The organism is Dyadobacter sp. UC 10, from assembly GCF_008369915.1.
Lineage (GTDB): Bacteria > Bacteroidota > Bacteroidia > Cytophagales > Spirosomataceae > Dyadobacter.
Map to the genome: position 1 here is coordinate 5,630,212 of NZ_VSRN01000001.1, position 15,317 is coordinate 5,645,528.

General features: G+C 47.6%; 15 protein-coding genes. 8 read left to right on the forward strand and 7 right to left on the reverse strand.

The genetic code is table 11. From position 1 onward, the window contains the following. Nucleotides 1-64 precede the first annotated feature (64 nt). Nucleotides 65-955 (reverse strand): NAD(P)H-binding protein, encoded by an 891-nt coding sequence (locus FXO21_RS23305; RefSeq protein WP_149642332.1) that lies wholly within the window; start codon nucleotides 953-955, stop codon nucleotides 65-67. Nucleotides 956-1,035: 80 nt separating this feature from the next. Between FXO21_RS23305 and FXO21_RS23310 the strand changes: the two genes are divergently transcribed. The 6 genes from FXO21_RS23310 to FXO21_RS23335 all read left to right on the forward strand — a co-directional run bounded on the left by FXO21_RS23310 (nucleotide 1,036) and on the right by FXO21_RS23335 (nucleotide 4,825). Next, complete coding sequence (locus tag FXO21_RS23310; protein WP_149642333.1) at nucleotides 1,036-1,392, forward strand: winged helix-turn-helix transcriptional regulator; 357 nt, start codon at nucleotides 1,036-1,038, stop codon at nucleotides 1,390-1,392. 94 nt (nucleotides 1,393-1,486) lie between these two features. Further along, nucleotides 1,487-2,794 carry a BNR-4 repeat-containing protein gene (locus tag FXO21_RS23315; protein ID WP_149642334.1) on the forward strand — a complete coding sequence of 436 codons (1,308 nt, stop codon included), beginning with the start codon at nucleotides 1,487-1,489 and terminating at the stop codon, nucleotides 2,792-2,794. A gap of 73 nt (nucleotides 2,795-2,867) precedes the next feature. Then, nucleotides 2,868-3,068, forward strand: a complete 201-nt coding sequence (locus FXO21_RS23320) for a hypothetical protein (protein WP_225865824.1) — start codon at nucleotides 2,868-2,870, stop codon at nucleotides 3,066-3,068. Nucleotides 3,069-3,164: 96 nt separating this feature from the next. Further along, the gene (locus FXO21_RS23325) at nucleotides 3,165-3,467 is read left to right on the forward strand and encodes a putative toxin-antitoxin system toxin component, PIN family (protein ID WP_225865825.1); all 303 of its coding nucleotides are present in this window, start codon (nucleotides 3,165-3,167) and stop codon (nucleotides 3,465-3,467) included. Between the two features lie 113 nt (nucleotides 3,468-3,580). Further along, nucleotides 3,581-4,324: a ThuA domain-containing protein gene (locus tag FXO21_RS23330; protein WP_149642336.1), complete on the forward strand. Its 744-nt coding sequence runs from the start codon at nucleotides 3,581-3,583 to the stop codon at nucleotides 4,322-4,324. A gap of 141 nt (nucleotides 4,325-4,465) precedes the next feature. Next, a complete protein-coding gene (locus FXO21_RS23335; RefSeq protein WP_149642337.1) occupies nucleotides 4,466-4,825 on the forward strand; it encodes a DUF1304 domain-containing protein in 360 nt (119 codons plus the stop codon). Between the two features lie 174 nt (nucleotides 4,826-4,999). On the opposite strand, the gene FXO21_RS23340 is transcribed toward FXO21_RS23335, so the two are convergent. The 4 genes from FXO21_RS23340 to FXO21_RS23355 are packed head-to-tail and all read right to left on the reverse strand — an operon-like array spanning nucleotide 5,000 to nucleotide 12,685. Beyond that, on the reverse strand, nucleotides 5,000-6,712 hold the full coding sequence (locus tag FXO21_RS23340; RefSeq protein WP_149642338.1) for a GMC oxidoreductase: 1,713 nt from the start codon (nucleotides 6,710-6,712) through the stop codon (nucleotides 5,000-5,002). Between the two features lie 17 nt (nucleotides 6,713-6,729). Beyond that, entirely contained in the window at nucleotides 6,730-7,920 is a 1,191-nt protein-coding gene (locus FXO21_RS23345; protein WP_149642339.1) for an esterase, read from the reverse strand. Nucleotides 7,921-7,945: 25 nt separating this feature from the next. Next, nucleotides 7,946-9,457: a DUF1501 domain-containing protein gene (locus FXO21_RS23350; protein ID WP_149642340.1), complete on the reverse strand. Its 1,512-nt coding sequence runs from the start codon at nucleotides 9,455-9,457 to the stop codon at nucleotides 7,946-7,948. 3 nt (nucleotides 9,458-9,460) lie between these two features. Beyond that, complete coding sequence (locus FXO21_RS23355) at nucleotides 9,461-12,685, reverse strand: DUF1553 domain-containing protein (RefSeq protein ID WP_149642341.1); 3,225 nt, start codon at nucleotides 12,683-12,685, stop codon at nucleotides 9,461-9,463. A gap of 131 nt (nucleotides 12,686-12,816) precedes the next feature. Here FXO21_RS23355 and ypfJ point away from each other — a divergent pair, with 131 nt between their 5' ends. After that, on the forward strand, nucleotides 12,817-13,665 hold the full coding sequence (gene ypfJ / locus FXO21_RS23360; RefSeq protein WP_149642342.1) for a KPN_02809 family neutral zinc metallopeptidase: 849 nt from the start codon (nucleotides 12,817-12,819) through the stop codon (nucleotides 13,663-13,665). A 36-nt stretch (nucleotides 13,666-13,701) separates the two neighbouring features. On the opposite strand, the gene FXO21_RS23365 is transcribed toward ypfJ, so the two are convergent. Beyond that, a complete protein-coding gene (locus FXO21_RS23365) occupies nucleotides 13,702-13,932 on the reverse strand; it encodes a DUF4287 domain-containing protein (protein ID WP_149642343.1) in 231 nt (76 codons plus the stop codon). 83 nt (nucleotides 13,933-14,015) lie between these two features. Between FXO21_RS23365 and FXO21_RS23370 the strand changes: the two genes are divergently transcribed. Further along, the gene (locus FXO21_RS23370) at nucleotides 14,016-14,396 is read left to right on the forward strand and encodes a response regulator (protein ID WP_149642344.1); all 381 of its coding nucleotides are present in this window, start codon (nucleotides 14,016-14,018) and stop codon (nucleotides 14,394-14,396) included. Here the strand turns inward: FXO21_RS23370 and FXO21_RS23375 are convergent. After that, a complete protein-coding gene (locus FXO21_RS23375; RefSeq protein ID WP_149642345.1) occupies nucleotides 14,393-15,175 on the reverse strand; it encodes a DeoR/GlpR family DNA-binding transcription regulator in 783 nt (260 codons plus the stop codon). The genes FXO21_RS23370 and FXO21_RS23375 overlap by 4 nt on opposite strands. Nucleotides 15,176-15,317 lie beyond the last annotated feature (142 nt).

The window sequence follows — 15,317 nt, forward strand, 5'->3', positions numbered from 1 at the left end:
AAGCTAACATTAAAATCCATCTATTTTTTAATGTTAGCTCAGCTTTAAGCATCAAATCGGGCATTTAAGCCTCCGCAAATGCTGCTGCAAATTCCTTCGCGAAGTCTTCCAGCTTATAGCTTCCAAGTCTGGTGGGGCGGTTTTTCCAGTATTCTTCCTGCATTTTTCCGTTTTTCAAAGCCTGGCCCATTTCCAGGTAAAGGGAAGCAAAGCTTTCATTCAGACCTGCTCCCAGCATTCCCTGGTAGGCTTGTTCGTCTGTAAATGTTACCCATGGCGTATTTGCTTTGCCAATTGCATTTCCAAGGATTGCGGCGATTTCGTTCGGGTGACGCTCGTCGTTCGCAATATTGATCACGGATTTTCCGGTAAATAAATTTAAAAGCTGCTCGGTAGCGACCTCCGCAATATGGTCGGTGTCCGTTAATACCAGTTTTTCGTCGGTATCTCCAAAATTGTTACCTGCGATTCCTGCATTTTGTATTAAGCCGCCCAGGCTGAACAGGTTGGAGAAAAAGTAGGAGGGGCGTAGGAAAACGAGGTTGAGGTCGGGGATTGCCAGGAGTTTTTCTTCCAGGTAGCCCAGGGCGTCAATAGGCCCCGCACCTTCGCGCAAATGCGCCCCCAGGCTGCTCAATAATACCACGTGCTTGATATTGCTGTCTTGCAATGCTTGCAGATAAATAGTTGCAACTTCGAGCTGGAAGTTTTCATAATCCGTAAGGGAAAAGCTGCTTGGGATCATCAGATAAGCTGCATCGGCGTTTTTGAATGTACTTTTGATGAAGTCTGCGTCCGTAACAGAGCCGATCTCCGCTTTTGCGCCTAGTGCTTCGATTTCATGTTTTTTGTCCGGATTGCTGCTGATGACGGTTACCTCGTGTCCCGCTTCGATGAGATTTTTAGTGACTGGCAAACTGACGTGTCCAAGTGATCCTGTGATGATATAATTCATAGTTGTAAGTTGTTTTTTGTTGGCACAAAGCTATATTTGTACTTACTTTTAGACAAGTACTTACCCCAAAGTATGTATCCATGACAAAGATTAAGGAAAGCTCAACTTACAATGCGAACCGTGAAATTGTAATGCAGCAATGTCCGGTTACATATGTGATGAATAAGATCGGGGGGCACTGGAAACCGATTATTTTATATCATTTGCTTTCGGGCAGCAAACGGTATTCCGAGATCAAACGCGCCATGCCGCACATCTCCGAAAAAATGTTGATTCAGCATTTGAAGCAACTCGAAAACGATAATTTGCTGACACGCGAAGCCAAGCCAGTTGTGCCGCCCTATGTGACTTATACTTTAACGGAGTCGGGCAGGGAACTGGATACGGTGATCGAGGCAATGTCGACGTGGGCATTTAAGGATATGAACCGGCAATAGGCGGCAGGAATTTGATCCGGCTAATGCAATACGGGCAGAAGTCGGCGCAGTTTGCTAAATTGTGCCTTTAAGTACACTGCTTTATTTCTAAACCATGAACCATATCAGCACTCTTCTATTTCTGCTTTTTTGCTTTCCAACCCCACTTTTTGCCCAAAAACAACAAACAATAACCACTGACGGCGCCTGGTGCTGGTTCAGCGATCCCAGGGCTATTTATACCAAAAACGGAGAAATAGTAACCGGCTGGGTGACCAAATCGGGAGATATTGTGGGAGCATCCCTCCATGCGCAAACGGCTGGAATTCAGCAGAAAATACTTTACAGTAAACTGGAAATAGACGACCACGACAATCCGGCTTTCCTCGAATTACCCGATCAGCAGATCCTTACTCAATATACGTGGCACGGTGGCAGCAAGAACGGAATGGGTGTGATCCAGCACATTACTGCAAAGCCGGGCGATATTAATTCATTTTCCGATGCGCTGGTTTTCAAGCCACAGACGCCTGAATTGCTGGACAAATTCAAACGCGAGACCTACACTTATGCAAATCCGTTTATTCTCAGTGCCGAAAATAATAAGGTGTACAGTTTTGGCCGCTGGGTAGGTTTTAAGCCCAATGTAATTACCTCTGCGGATAATGGAAAAACGTGGTCAGATCCGAAAGTAGTGATCACTTCGAAGGAATTGAATACCAACAACCGACCTTATGTAAAGTACTATTCCGACGGCAAATCGAAAATCCACATGATCTTTACCGACGGTCACCCGAATGCAGAGCCGCTCAATTCGGTTTATTATTGTTATTATGAAAAAAATGCGTTCTGGCGGGCCGACGGTTCTAAAATTGCGGATATGGACCATTTGCCTTTTCATCCATCCGACGCCAGTGTTATTTACAAAGCAAATACTGAAACAGGAAAAGCATGGATTTTTGATATTGTAACCAATAAAAAAGGGCAGCCGGTAGTCGCTTACACGCGCTATCCGACCAACGAAAAGCACCAATATCACTATGCGGTTTTTGATGGAAAAAAATGGAACGATCACCACATTATCAATTCCGGAAAATGGTTTCCGCAAACTCCGGAAGGGAAAAAAGAGCGCGAAGAGAATTACTCCGGCGGTCTGACCATTGATCCGCTAAATCCTGATATCATTTACTTTTCACATGAAATCGACAACGTCTTCGAAATCTCGAAAGGCGAAACCAGAAACGCAGGAAAAACGTGGAATGTTACGCCCGTGACCCGGAATTCCGAGTTCGACAATGTGCGTCCGGTTGTGCCGAGATATAAGAAGAAGACCGACAAAAATGTGCTGCTCTGGATGCAGAACCGCAAGTATGTGCATTACACCGATTATGATACGAGTATTAAGTGGCAGGTTTTGGAATAGGAAAGTGGTTCTGGCGAGCTTCCATTAGACATTGAAAATGGATCATTTTCAATATATTTGATATATGAACACAATGCGCATCAGCATATTGGATCCGAAAGCTGCCAGATTCTTAAAAGATCTGGCGGACAGGAGGCTCATTGAAATTCAAAATCCTTCTTCAAACGGATTTAAGGATGCCCTTAAAAAGCTCCGTTCGAAGGCAAGCTCAGCACCAACGTTAGAAGAAATTACTTCCGAAGTTGAGTTGGCAAGAGCTAAGCGACATGCCTGAGAAACCTCTGAGAATTATTGTTGACACCAATCTCTGGATTAGCTTTCTGATTCGAAACGATTATTCGCGGCTGGATTCAATGTTATTTTCGGGACAATGCAAACTCGTTTTAGCAAAGAATTGTTAGACGAGTTTTTGTTAGTCGTGAAAAGACCGAAATTCCGGAAATACTTCAATCAATCAGACGTGGAGGATTTGCTAGAAACCATTGACGAGTTCGCGGATTTTGTGGTGGTAAATTCCAGAGTTGACACGTGCAGGGATGCAAAGGATAATTTTTTACTGGCCTTGGCAGCGGATAGTAATGCAGATTTCTTGCTGACGGGTGATAAAGATTTGCTCGAGCTTGGCAGGTTTCAAGTGACTAAAATTTCAACGATTGCCGATTTTCTTTCGTAGTTTCTGGTAGTAAGTCTGCCAAGCTCCTTGTCCCACAACGGTATATTGTTACTCTTTTATGTTTTAATAGGCGGTAAAATACTTTTGAAACAGTAACTCCAATTCAACTTAATATGTCAAGAAAATTACTAATTCTGCTTTTTGTAACGCTGCTTGCAGGAACTGCCAACGCACAACAATTCAAGGCATTATTATTCACTAAAACCGCTGGCTTTCACCATACTTCTATTCATGAAGGTGTAGCCGGGATTCGTAACCTGGCTTCCCGCCACAGTTTCAGTGTCGATTGGCAGGAGAATGCGGATGTTTTTAATGACAAAGATCTGGCAAAATATCAGGTAGTGATTTTCCTGAATACAACTGGAGATATCCTGAATGCAGCGCAGCAGACCGCATTTGAAAAGTATATTAAAAGCGGCAAAGGCTGGGTAGGAATCCACTCTGCCGCGGATACCGAGTACGATTGGCCCTGGTATGGAAAGCTCGTCGGTATGTATTTCAAAACGCATCCGGCACAGCAAACAGCGTTTTTAGACGTAAAAGACAGCAATTTCCCCGGCCTCGAACGTTTTCCAAAACGTATGCTCTGGACCGACGAATGGTACGAATATAAAAAGCCTTACAACGCCGACGATCTTAAAATACTGATCACAATCGACGAGAAGACCTACGATCCTAAAACCAATCAGGGAACCGGAATGGGCGCCGAACATCCGATGGCGTGGTACCATAACTACGATGGCGGTCGCGCGTTTTATACAGGTCTGGGCCACATCGGGCTGGTTTACTCAGATCAATCTTTTTTGGATCATTTGTACGGCGGTATTTTTTGGGCCGCGACCGGGAAAGGGAAGTAGGGGGAAATGGAGGAAGGAGGAAGGAGGAAAGGGAACTAGTTTACTAAATTCTTCCTCCCTCCCTTTCCTCCTTCCTCCATTTCTACATTCAATCATTCAGTCATTCATCACACCGGCGACCCGGTCATTCAATCATTGAACATGGAACTCCTTGGCAAAATTCTCGTCGGCCTTGTTGCCCTCGAACACCTTTACATCATGTACATAGAAATGTTTGCCTGGGAAACCCTTGGCAAAAAGACTTTCAAAGGCTCCCTCGCCCCGGAAATGTTCAAACCTACCAAAGTGCTTGCCGCCAATCAGGGGTTATACAACGGTTTTCTGGCGGCTGGTCTGATCTGGTACTTTTTTCTAGACGGTCACTGGGCATTTCACGTAGCCATTTTCTTCCTTACCTGTGTGATCGTGGCGGGAATTTACGGTGCAGTGACTGCGAGCAGGAAGATTTTTTATGTGCAGGCGCTGCCGGCGATTGTGGCGTTGGTGGTCTTGCATTTTTAGAAGAGGGAAAAGGTTGTTTTGCATCAACGACCAAACTTTGATTCCCAGAGCTCCATCTTTTTGTCATCCTGATTTTTATGATAAAATCAAGCAACCTATCATGATCACTTGGTTTTATCATGAAATTCAGGCTGACAAATGTATTCCAACCTTCCTCCTCCTTCCCGAAACCAATCAAATCGAGCCCCTTTTCATTTCCTTTACCGCATAATCTACCGCCCTGGCAGTTAATGCCATATAGGTTAGTGACGGGTTTTGCGTGGCGGTTGAAACCATGCTGCCGCCGTCGGTGACGAATACGTTGGCACAGTGGTGCATTTGGTTCCATTTATTGAGCAGAGAGGTTTTTGGGTCGTTGCCCATTTTGATCCCGCCCATTTCGTGGTTTTCGCTGCCCGGGTTTCTTTTGGTATCTGAGGTTTTGATATTGATAAAACCTGCTTTCGACAGCATTTCACTGAGTTCTGTATAAAAATCCGCTACCATTTTCATGTCGTTATCGTCAAATACGACAGACATTTGCAGCTGCGGAATGCCCCATTGGTCTTTCAGGGTAGGGTGCAGGCTGATCATATTGGATTCCTTCATCAAAGTTTCGCCCATCATCTGCGCACCGATCGACCAGCCGCTCGTATCTGACGCGAAAAGGCTGTTTTTCAAATCCTCGCCGATGCCCGCATTGGGGTTACCCAATTTGGAAGTGTTCATGGAAACTGCGTAGCCGCGGAGGAAATCGGTTTCCTGTTTGGCCACATTTCTGAATCTCGGAATATAGGAGCCATTCGGCCGGCGCCCGTCAGTAGTACGGTCGTGGAAACCGTCGAATTCCGCGCTTACCCTGCCACGGTAGTTGTGAAAACCGATGAATTTGCCCAGCATACCACTGTCATTTCCAAGCCCGTTGGGAAAACGGTTTGATTTTGAATTGAGCAAGATCAGGTTTGAATTGATAGCAGAGGCGTTGATAAATATAATTTTGGCATAATACGCTGTCATCTCTTTGGTCAGCGAATCTACCACCCGTACGCCTGTTGCGCGCTTTTTCTTCTCATCATAAATAACAGAATGTACCACGGAATGTGGCCTTCGCGTCAGGTTTCCCGTTTTCTCAGCCCACGGTAAGGTCGATGAATTGGTACTGAAATAGCCGCCGAACGGACAGCCCCGCTGACACATATTCCGGTGCTGGCATTTGGCACGACCCTGTTCCAAATGAACCGGCTTCGGATCGGTGATATGTGCCGCCCGACCAATAATGATCGGCCTGGTGTTTTTGTAATTCTTCGCAGTCTGATCGCTGAAATGCTTTTCTACGCAAGTCATTTCGTGCGGTGGAAGGAATTCACCGTCTGGCAGTTGCGGTAGCCCATCTTTGTTGCCCGAAATGCCCGCAAATTTTTCGACATAGCTGTACCAGGGCGCAATATCCTTGTAGCGAATAGGCCAGTCGGTAGCAAATCCATCCCGCGCCGGCCCTTCGAAATCAAAGTCCGACCAGCGCTGCGTTTGTCTTGCCCAAAGCAATGAACGCCCGCCGACCTGATACCCGCGCATCCAGTCGAAAGGCTTCTCCTGCACGTAGGGATGGTCCGCATCTTTGACCACAAAATGCATCGCATCTTCCTTGAAAATGTAATGCTTGCTCGCCATCGGATTCGCCTCACGGATTGCCAGGGAAGGCTGTCCGCGGTGTTCAAATTCCCATGGCAGCATATTCGTCGTCGGATAATCCACAATATGCTTTACATCCTTACCACGTTCCAGGACGAGCGTTTTCAGACCTTTCTCTGTCAATTCCTTTGCAGCCCAGCCTCCGCTGATGCCGGTTCCTACCACGATCGCATCGTAGGTTTGCGCCTTTTCTGCGTCTATATTAAAATTTGCCATTTGTTTCGATTACAGGGTTAGGGTTTCTTTTTCCATAAATTGGGCAAGAGCTTGTCGTGCAGCAGGAGCCGCCAGGTACCCCAGTCGTGCGCGCCGTCTCCGCCTACGAAATAGTCATGTTCTACACCAATTTTTTTCAGCGCCTCATGCGTCGCTTCGGATCTCTTACCTACAAAATCCAGCTCGCCGCTGCCTAGTCCGACGAGCAGATAATCCACTTTATCTTTGATTTTGGGATCACTGAAAAATGCAGGATTCAGCTTTTCAGGTTCCAGATCTCCTGCGCTCAGTATGCCAAACGAACTGAACAGATCAATCGCATTAAAGCCAACCGCCTGGGTATGCCGCCCGCCCATGGATAAGCCGGAAATAGCACGCGACCTGCGGTCTTTGGCGGTGCTGTAATGCGAGTCGATGAAAGGGACGATATGCTTTCTCAACTCGCTTTCGAACAATTTATAAGTTTGTTCAAGATGTTTGGGGTCATTCCGGTGCAAAACCTGGTTGTTGGGCATTGCGATGATCATCGGTACGATCCTGCCTTCCGAAAGCAAATTGTCAGCGATCAGATTCGCTTTACCATCGAGCTCCCAGCCGTTTGCGAGCTCGCCGCTGCCGCCAAGAAGGTATAGTACCGGATATTTCTTTTTGGGATCATAGCCCGGCGGCGTGTACACAAACATTTCGCGCTCGCCATTCAATACATCCGAGTGATAAATATGCCGCGTCACGCTTCCGTGCGGAACCGGTTTGGCATCGTAATAAGCTGGCGCTCGATCATGCACCACCAAATTGCTGTAACCCGGCTGGTTCGAGGCGCCAGTCAATGTATTGGCTGGATCCACCACCGCCACGCCGTCTATCAGCAACCGGTACACATAAATATTCGGCTTCACCGGCCCCACCGTCAGCGTCCAGATTCCGTCTGCGTTTTTGGTAAAAGGAACAGGTTCTTTCGATTTCAATGCAAGCAGGATCGGCCCGCCGGTCAGCGCCACTTTTTGAGCATCCGGTGCTTTTACCCTGAACGTAACCCTATGATCGTCATGGACTTCAGGGGAAACCACATTGCCTCCGTACGGCACGAGGTTTTGCGTGTTTTTTTGAGGATTAAAGTCCAGGTTAACATTTGCCTGCTGCGCCAGTAACTTGGCGGAAGTAGCGGAAATGATAGCAGAAACCAGTAGCAGCGATTTGATTTTTTTCATTTAAATAGGTAATAGGAAGAGTTTGTCAGGCCAGAATATCTTTTACAAGGTTACCATGCACATCGGTAAGCCGGAACCTTCTGCCCTGGAATTTATAGGTAAGCCGCTCGTGGTCTACGCCCATTAAATGCATTAAAGTCGCGTGGAAATCGTGCACGTGAACAGGGTCTTTCAGAATGTTATAACTAAAATCGTCCGTCTCTCCGTAGCTGATCCCGGCCTTCACACCCGCGCCCGCCATCCACATCGTGAAACATCTCGGATGGTGATCGCGACCGTAATCGTCGGCTGTCAGCTTGCCTTGCGAATATACCGTACGGCCGAATTCCCCGCCCCAAACAACCAGCGTATCTTCGAGCAAACCGCGCCTCTTCAAATCCATAATCAATGCGGCCGTCGCCTGGTCCGTGTCCTTGCATTGTTTCGCTATGGCCTTTGGAAGCCCGCCGTGCTGGTCCCAGCCCTGGTGATAGAGCTGTACAAATTTGACATCCTTTTCGAGTAATTTCCTCGCCAGCAAACAGTTGGCAGCATACGTGCCCGCGTCGCGGCTGTCGGGACCATATAATTCAAATACTTCGTCGGGTTCACCGGCTGTATCCATGACTTCGGGGACTGAGGTCTGCATCCGGAAAGCCATTTCGTATTGCGCAATGCGGTTATTAATTTCCGGATCGCCGTAAGAATCGTTTTGCAGCTGGTTTAGTTTGGACAGATACTGAAGCATTTCCTTCCTGTCGGCACCATCGTAGCCTTCGGGATTGTTCAAAAATAGCACAGGATCTTTGCCTGAACGGAATTGTACACCCTGATGCCGTGATTCCAAAAAGCCATTTCCCCATAATCTCGCATAGAGTGGCTGGTCTTTCGGGGCATTTTTTGAAACCAGAACAATGAATGTGGGCAGGTTATTATTATCTGAACCAAGCCCGTAACTTACCCAGCTGCCAATGGAGGGTCGCCCAGGCAACTGATTTCCCGTCTGAAAAAACGTAATAGCCGGGTCGTGGTTAATCGCTTCGGAGTAAATGGATTTAACGATACAAAGATCGTCCACCACTTTCGCAGTATGCGGCAGCAGGTCGCTTACCCAGGTATCGTTTTTTCCGTGCTGATTGAATCCGTAGATCGAAGGTACCATCGGCAATGCGCTCTGACTGGCGCTCATTCCGGTCAAACGCTGTCCTTTTCGTACTGAGTCAGGCAGATTCTGTCCCGCCAGACTAACGAGTTTTGGTTTGTAATCAAAAGTCTCAAACTGCGAGGGCCCGCCAGCCATAAACAGGTATACTACCCGTTTTGCTTTCGGGGCAATATGAGGCAATGCTTTCAGAATATCTGCCTCAATGTCGCCGGAAGACGATTTTTGCCGCGATGCCGAGCCGTAGATCTTATCGAACCCGAATAAAGAGCCCACAGCCAGCGCACCCATTCCAAGCGATGTTTTGGTCAGAAACCGGCGCCTGTCCAGCTTTTTGTGCAGCTCGTTAAATTCCGGCGAATGCAGCCTGAACTCGTCGTCGTGATGGTGTGACATAGCTTATCTTTTGGTTAAACTGGCTTCCGAATTGAGAATAGTACTGGCTACCACGCTGTTCGCCGCAAGTGTTGCCGCATCCAGCGACGGATCGACCTTATATTGTCCGGTACCCAGCCAGCCAGCTGCTTTTTTTTGGTTTTTGGTAAATTTCTGCCTTTCCAGTTTTTGCAGGGAAAGCAGCAGATCCACTTCTTTGCCCGGTGGTTTTCTGCCCGTCAGTTTCCGGTAAGCCACTGTAACCGCCTGGCGATCATCCGGATTTTTCGTCATTTGTTCCCCCATCACTTTCATCGCTTCCACAAATGTCGGATCGTTTAAGGTGACCAGCGCCTGGAGCGGCGTATTGGTTTTCTGCCGCCGTACCACACAAAAGCTCCGGGTAGTTGCATCGAAAGTCGACAGGGTAGGGTGAGGTACCGAACGTTTGACGATTACATAGATGCTTCTCCTGTACACTGCGTCGCCCGAATCGGCAACATAATTGCTGCTGTTGATCGACCATAACCCTTCCGGCTGGTAAGGTTTGATGCTTTTCCCGCCGATCTTTGTATTCAATAACCCGCTCGCCAGCAAGGCATTGTCACGGATCATTTCGGCCGACATTCTGTTTGCCGGGCCTCTTGCAAGCATCCTGTTATCCGGGTCACGCTCCCGTGTTTCTTTTGTGGCCCGCGAATCCTGCCGGTAAGTTGCCGACATGACGATCAATTTGTTCATTTTCTTGATATCCCAGCCTGATTCTCTGAAAGTGACTGCCAGCCAGTCGAGCAGCTCAGGGTGCGTAGGCATTTCTCCCTGGTTGCCAAAATCTTCGGTCGTTTTCACCAGTCCCGTTCCGAAAAAGTTCTGCCACAGCCGGTTAACTTCCACGCGGGAAGTGAGCGGGTGGTCCGGTTGTGTGAGCCACTGCGCGAGTCCGTAGCGATTTTTGGGTAAATTTTTGGGGAATGCCAATATAGAAGCGGGGGTAGCAGGATACACTTTTTCACCCGGCGCATCATAATTTCCGCGGAGCAGAATGTGTGCCTGTTTGGGTTTCGGCATTTCCTGCATCACCATTAGCTCCCGGATGTTTTCGGTATAATCCGTCAATTCGCCGCGTTTGTGCTGCAATGCGAGTCGCGCCTGGGCGGTTTCCTTGCTGACAGCAGAGAGGTAATAATTTTTCAAAATCTGCATTTCTGTACCGGTAAGCCGGGCTGGTTCTTTACCGGCAATTGTCGCCCAGCTTACTTTTTTAGCCAAAATCTGAATCTCAAATGGCGAGAGCTCGCGGTTGTAAACGAGAATGTCGTCAACTTGTCCATCCGTCAGTCCGAATCCCCGCCACCATGCGCCGATCTGCAATCCGGGCTGCACATCCGATCTGAACAATATTTCCTTTCGCAGCTGGTCCATCGTGGTTTCCATGGCCAGTTCTACGCCGTCCTGGTATAATTTAAATCCATTTGCCTGTGAAGACCCATCGTAAGTAATCGTGAGCGGGATCCATTTATCCCGCGGGACAGATGATTTCGAAATGCGTGTAATGGCATCGGAAGGAGCCGTGTGCGCCATATTGATTTCCAGCCGGTCGTTTTTTAAATACAGATGATAACCCCTGAAATTGTAAAGCCGCTCCGCCTGACTTTTGTGTAAAATCACGCCTTCTTTTAAGTTTTTCGGAATTTTTACATGAATACCAATGCTGAAAGGCTCTGATTTTTTGAAGACACCCGCCTGATTGAGATCCAGAAAAACGTCACCATTCAGTTTTAATGCCTTTCCATTACCATTATCGACGAACTCAGGATCGCCGCCCGCACTTCCTGATTCACGTTTCATGACACCGGCATCTTTCGGATTTACCCAATTTTTGAGTGAACCATTTTCAAAGGAAAAACGCGCCTGCAAGCCATTTTGTGAGATTTCTTGTTGGGCCAAAGGTTTGTACGCGCCGGTAGTCAGCCATTTTTGAAAACCCGGCTCTGCTTCCTGCTTCGCCTTTTCGAGGTTTCCTTCCTCGTTTTTGATCTGTTTTTGTATGAATGCGAGCATTTTCTCCTGTTCACCGGTAGGCAGCAGCATGGTAGGAGTAGGCAGCGCGTCGTCCCAGGATATTTGTCCGGCTTCTTTTACATTGTTAAAAAAGCTGAAAAGCTCGTAATAATTCTTTTGCGAAATTGGGTCGTATTTATGATCATGGCATTTGGCGCAGCCTACCGAAAGTCCCAGAAACGCGTCACCAAAGGTATTGGTACGGTCTACCACATATTCGGCCTGAAATTCTTCTTCGATAATCCCGCCCTCCATATTCTGCTGGTGGTTGCGGTTAAATGCCGTGGCTATCATCATATCCCGGGTTGGCTTGGGCATTAAGTCACCCGCCAGCTGCCAGGCGATGAATTGATCGTAGTGCATATTTTTGTTAAAAGCATTGATCACCCAATCGCGATAAGGCGACATGTCACGCAGGCGGTCGACTGTATAGCCGTGAGAGTCCGCAAAACGCGCAAGATCGAGCCAGTCTACCGCCATCTTTTCACCATAATGCGGGGAAGCCAGCAGCCGGTCGACCTGCTTTTCGTAAGCATTTGCACTATTATCTTTTAGAAATGCGTCCGTTTCTTCCAGGGTAGGAGGCAGGCCTGTGAGGTCGAGGGAAACACGTCTCAGCAATACATCTTTTTCAGCCCGGGCAGCCGGTTGCAGCTTTTGGTCTTCCAGTTTTTTAAATACAAAATGGTCGATCGGATTAATAGCCAGGTTACTATGGTGGATTTCGGGTACTTCCGATTTTTCCGGCTTTACAAATGCCCAGTGCGGCTTGTACTCCGCACCTTCGTCGATCCATCTGATGAGCACCGCCTTTTCTTCCGCCGAGAGGGAAAGATGCGATTCGGGGGTAGGCATTACATATTCGGGATCGGGGGAGATAATGCGGTGAAAAAACTCACTGTCGGACAAATCGCCGGGCGCTATCGCCACACGTCCTGAGTTTTTTGAAAATTTGGCAAATGCTGATTCCTCCATGTCGAGCCGCAAACCCCCTTTCTGTTTGGCTTTATCGGGTCCGTGGCAGGCGAAGCATTTATCGGAAAGTATTGGCTTTACATGCTGGTTATAGTCGAGTTTTTCCGGGAGCGCTTCCATCGCGAGCGCCACATCATCAGGAAGTTGAGGGGAACAGGCGTAGAAAAAGCCTGAGAATATCACTGCAAAAGAAAAAAATGCTGCTTTTTTCATCAATAGGTAAAGTGCTTCTACATATAAATATAATTTAAGATTCGCTTTAGATTACCATATTTCTATTTTTACAGTGGCACATAATTAGCATATATTGCAAAAAACGGTCATCAATTTAAACGATCTGTAAAATGCGCTGGCAGGATTTACGAAGAAGCAGTAATGTAGAAGACCGTCGCGGCATGTCCGGTGGCGGCAAGATCGCGATCGGCGGTATCGGTATGATCATCGTACTCGCTATCGGCTTATTAACAGGGCAGGATCCCGGTGAAATCCTGGGGAATCTGCAGGGAACTCAAACAAGCGAACAGGTTCAAAGCCGCCCGCCAGGACCGAGACCCGACGACCGGACTGCCGATTTTGTTTCAGCGGTACTGGGAAGTACGGAAGACGTTTGGGGTGATATCTACGCGGAAAATGACGCGCAATATCAAAAGCCGAAATTGCAGATTTTCGAAAATGCAACTCAAAGCGGCTGCGGCGGGGCATCGTCGGCCATGGGCCCGTTCTACTGCCCGGCCGATCAGAAGGTTTACATTGACCTTTCGTTTTGCGATCAGTTGAGAGACCGCTTCAAGGCGCCCGGAGATTTTGCAGTGGCTTATGTAGTAGCTCACGAGGTAGGTCATCATGTACAAAACCTGATGGGGATTTCAGACCAGTTGCATCAGCAGCGCGGTCGAATCAGCGAAGCAGAATACAATAAGCTCTCGGTAAAACTGGAATTGCAGGCTGATTTTCTGGCGGGCGTTTGGGCGAACCGTGCCCAGGAAATGGCAAATATCCTCGAACCGGGCGACCTGGAATCGGCGCTGAAAGCTGCCAATGCAATCGGGGATGACAAGCTTCAAAAGGAATCGCAGGGTTACGTGGTGCCCGACGCATTCACGCACGGCAGTTCCGAACAACGGATGTATTGGTTCAAAAAAGGATTTGAAACCGGCGATCTCAGCCAGGGGAAATACGAGAATATTGAATGAGGAGGGTACCGGGAAGAATGCGTTCTTCCCGGTAAGCTAGTCGCTGTTTTCGTCTTTCAGTCCTTTTAGCAAAGCATAGATCGCCATTGCGTGGCCCTGGCCAAGATCGAAATCCTCTTTAAGCCACTTTACAATCTCGCCGGCTTTAACCTCGGGCCTAATTTCCCCGCCGGTGGTAAATCCTTTTTCTTCTGCAATTTTCCTGAAATCCGCAGGCTCTTTGCCCGTTTTTGATTTGATGGTTTTTAAATACCCCTGAAACGACATATCCCAAAAGATTTGACTTGGTTAGCACTTGATAAAATTTAGCGATATTACTAATTTGCAGTTAGGATTTTACGCCCCCATCGATGCTTTACAGGAATATTCTTCTCATTGACGATGACGAAGATGATCATGAAATATTTTTAAGCGCACTTGAAAATGTCTCACATCCAGTTAATTGTGTAACATTAAGCAATGCAGTTATTGCACTGGAAAAGCTTACCAGGAATGAACTGAAAACAGACCTTATTTTCCTGGATCTGAACATGCCTCTGATGAATGGGCAGGAGTTTCTTGCCGAGATCAAAAGCAGGCCGGATTTGCGGGAAATTCCGGTGATAGTACTTTCTACCTCCGCCAGCCAAAGCACTGCTCAGCAAAGCAAGGATCTTGGTGCCGCCGACTTTATCACCAAGCCTGATAGCTACGACGAGCTCGTCCGCATCCTGAAAACAATATTTGTTTAGAATGCCTGCAATGCAAGGCTAACAGCCACAATCTCACCGATACCATTTTCCTTTAACGACCGGACGGCATGTTTATCCAGCTGGTCGTCTGTAACAAGGCACGACACCTCGTTAAGTGCCGCAAATTTGATATAGCTGTTGCGGCCGATTTTTGAAGAGTCGCAAAGCAGAAATACATTATCTGCGTTTTTGATATAAGCCGTAGTGATCGATGATTCAGCTTCGCTGTGTGCGGTCAGGCCGTTTTCGGGTGATATACCATCTACGCCGATGAATGCCTTTGCGGCATGGTAACTGTTTACGTGCTGGATCGCCTTTTCACCGTGGACCGCTTTCCTGGACTTATCCAACTCTCCTCCAACCAGGTTAATGCGGATAGAAGGAATATCGATCAGCTCCGCTATAACCGGCAATGAATTGGTTATAATTCTGATGTTTACCTTCTTTTTTAAATGGGCGCACATCTGGAAAACGGTACTGCCGCAATCCATAAAAATTGTATCACCATCCTGCACATACGAAGCCGCCGCCTCGCCGATCATTCTTTTTCGGTTGTCAAATTGGTCTTTCTTTCCTGCAAAGCTGGTAACCACCTGGCTCTCGGGTTTCATTGCGCCGCCGTGCGTTCGGATCAGCAGCCCGTCTTCTGAAATTTCATGAAGATCGCGGCGTATGGTTGCCGGGGAGGTTCCGAGTACTTCGGCCAGTTCAAAAACAGACAGGCTGCCTGCTTCATAAACTGCCGATACTATTATTTTCTTCCTTTCCTGAAAAGTCATTCTTGATCAATATTTGATCAAAACTAATCAAATGTGCTGAAAGTGGCTTACATACAGGAAAATGGAAACAGCCTCATGGTCCACGCAAAAAAAGAGAGACTCCTGGTTAAGAAGTCTCTCTTTTTTATCCTGCGGCAAAATT

Bases quoted from the DNA above. Each gene is read 5' to 3' on its own strand.
- FXO21_RS23335 (WP_149642337.1), top strand. From the start codon at position 4,466: ATGGAACTCCTTGGCAAAATTCTCGTCGGCCTTGTTGCCCTCGAACAC.
- FXO21_RS23330 (WP_149642336.1), top strand. From the start codon at position 3,581: ATGTCAAGAAAATTACTAATTCTGCTTTTTGTAACGCTGCTTGCAGGA.
- FXO21_RS23305 (WP_149642332.1), bottom strand. From the start codon at position 955: ATGAATTATATCATCACAGGATCACTTGGACACGTCAGTTTGCCAGTC.
- FXO21_RS23345 (WP_149642339.1), bottom strand. From the start codon at position 7,920: ATGAAAAAAATCAAATCGCTGCTACTGGTTTCTGCTATCATTTCCGCT.
- FXO21_RS23370 (WP_149642344.1), top strand. From the start codon at position 14,016: ATGCTTTACAGGAATATTCTTCTCATTGACGATGACGAAGATGATCAT.
- ypfJ (WP_149642342.1), top strand. From the start codon at position 12,817: ATGCGCTGGCAGGATTTACGAAGAAGCAGTAATGTAGAAGACCGTCGC.
- FXO21_RS23365 (WP_149642343.1), bottom strand. From the start codon at position 13,932: ATGTCGTTTCAGGGGTATTTAAAAACCATCAAATCAAAAACGGGCAAA.
- FXO21_RS23375 (WP_149642345.1), bottom strand. From the start codon at position 15,175: ATGACTTTTCAGGAAAGGAAGAAAATAATAGTATCGGCAGTTTATGAA.
- FXO21_RS23320 (WP_225865824.1), top strand. From the start codon at position 2,868: ATGCGCATCAGCATATTGGATCCGAAAGCTGCCAGATTCTTAAAAGAT.
- FXO21_RS23315 (WP_149642334.1), top strand. From the start codon at position 1,487: ATGAACCATATCAGCACTCTTCTATTTCTGCTTTTTTGCTTTCCAACC.
- FXO21_RS23340 (WP_149642338.1), bottom strand. From the start codon at position 6,712: ATGGCAAATTTTAATATAGACGCAGAAAAGGCGCAAACCTACGATGCG.
- FXO21_RS23310 (WP_149642333.1), top strand. From the start codon at position 1,036: ATGACAAAGATTAAGGAAAGCTCAACTTACAATGCGAACCGTGAAATT.
- FXO21_RS23350 (WP_149642340.1), bottom strand. From the start codon at position 9,457: ATGTCACACCATCACGACGACGAGTTCAGGCTGCATTCGCCGGAATTT.
- FXO21_RS23325 (WP_225865825.1), top strand. From the start codon at position 3,165: ATGCAAACTCGTTTTAGCAAAGAATTGTTAGACGAGTTTTTGTTAGTC.
- FXO21_RS23355 (WP_149642341.1), bottom strand. From the start codon at position 12,685: ATGAAAAAAGCAGCATTTTTTTCTTTTGCAGTGATATTCTCAGGCTTT.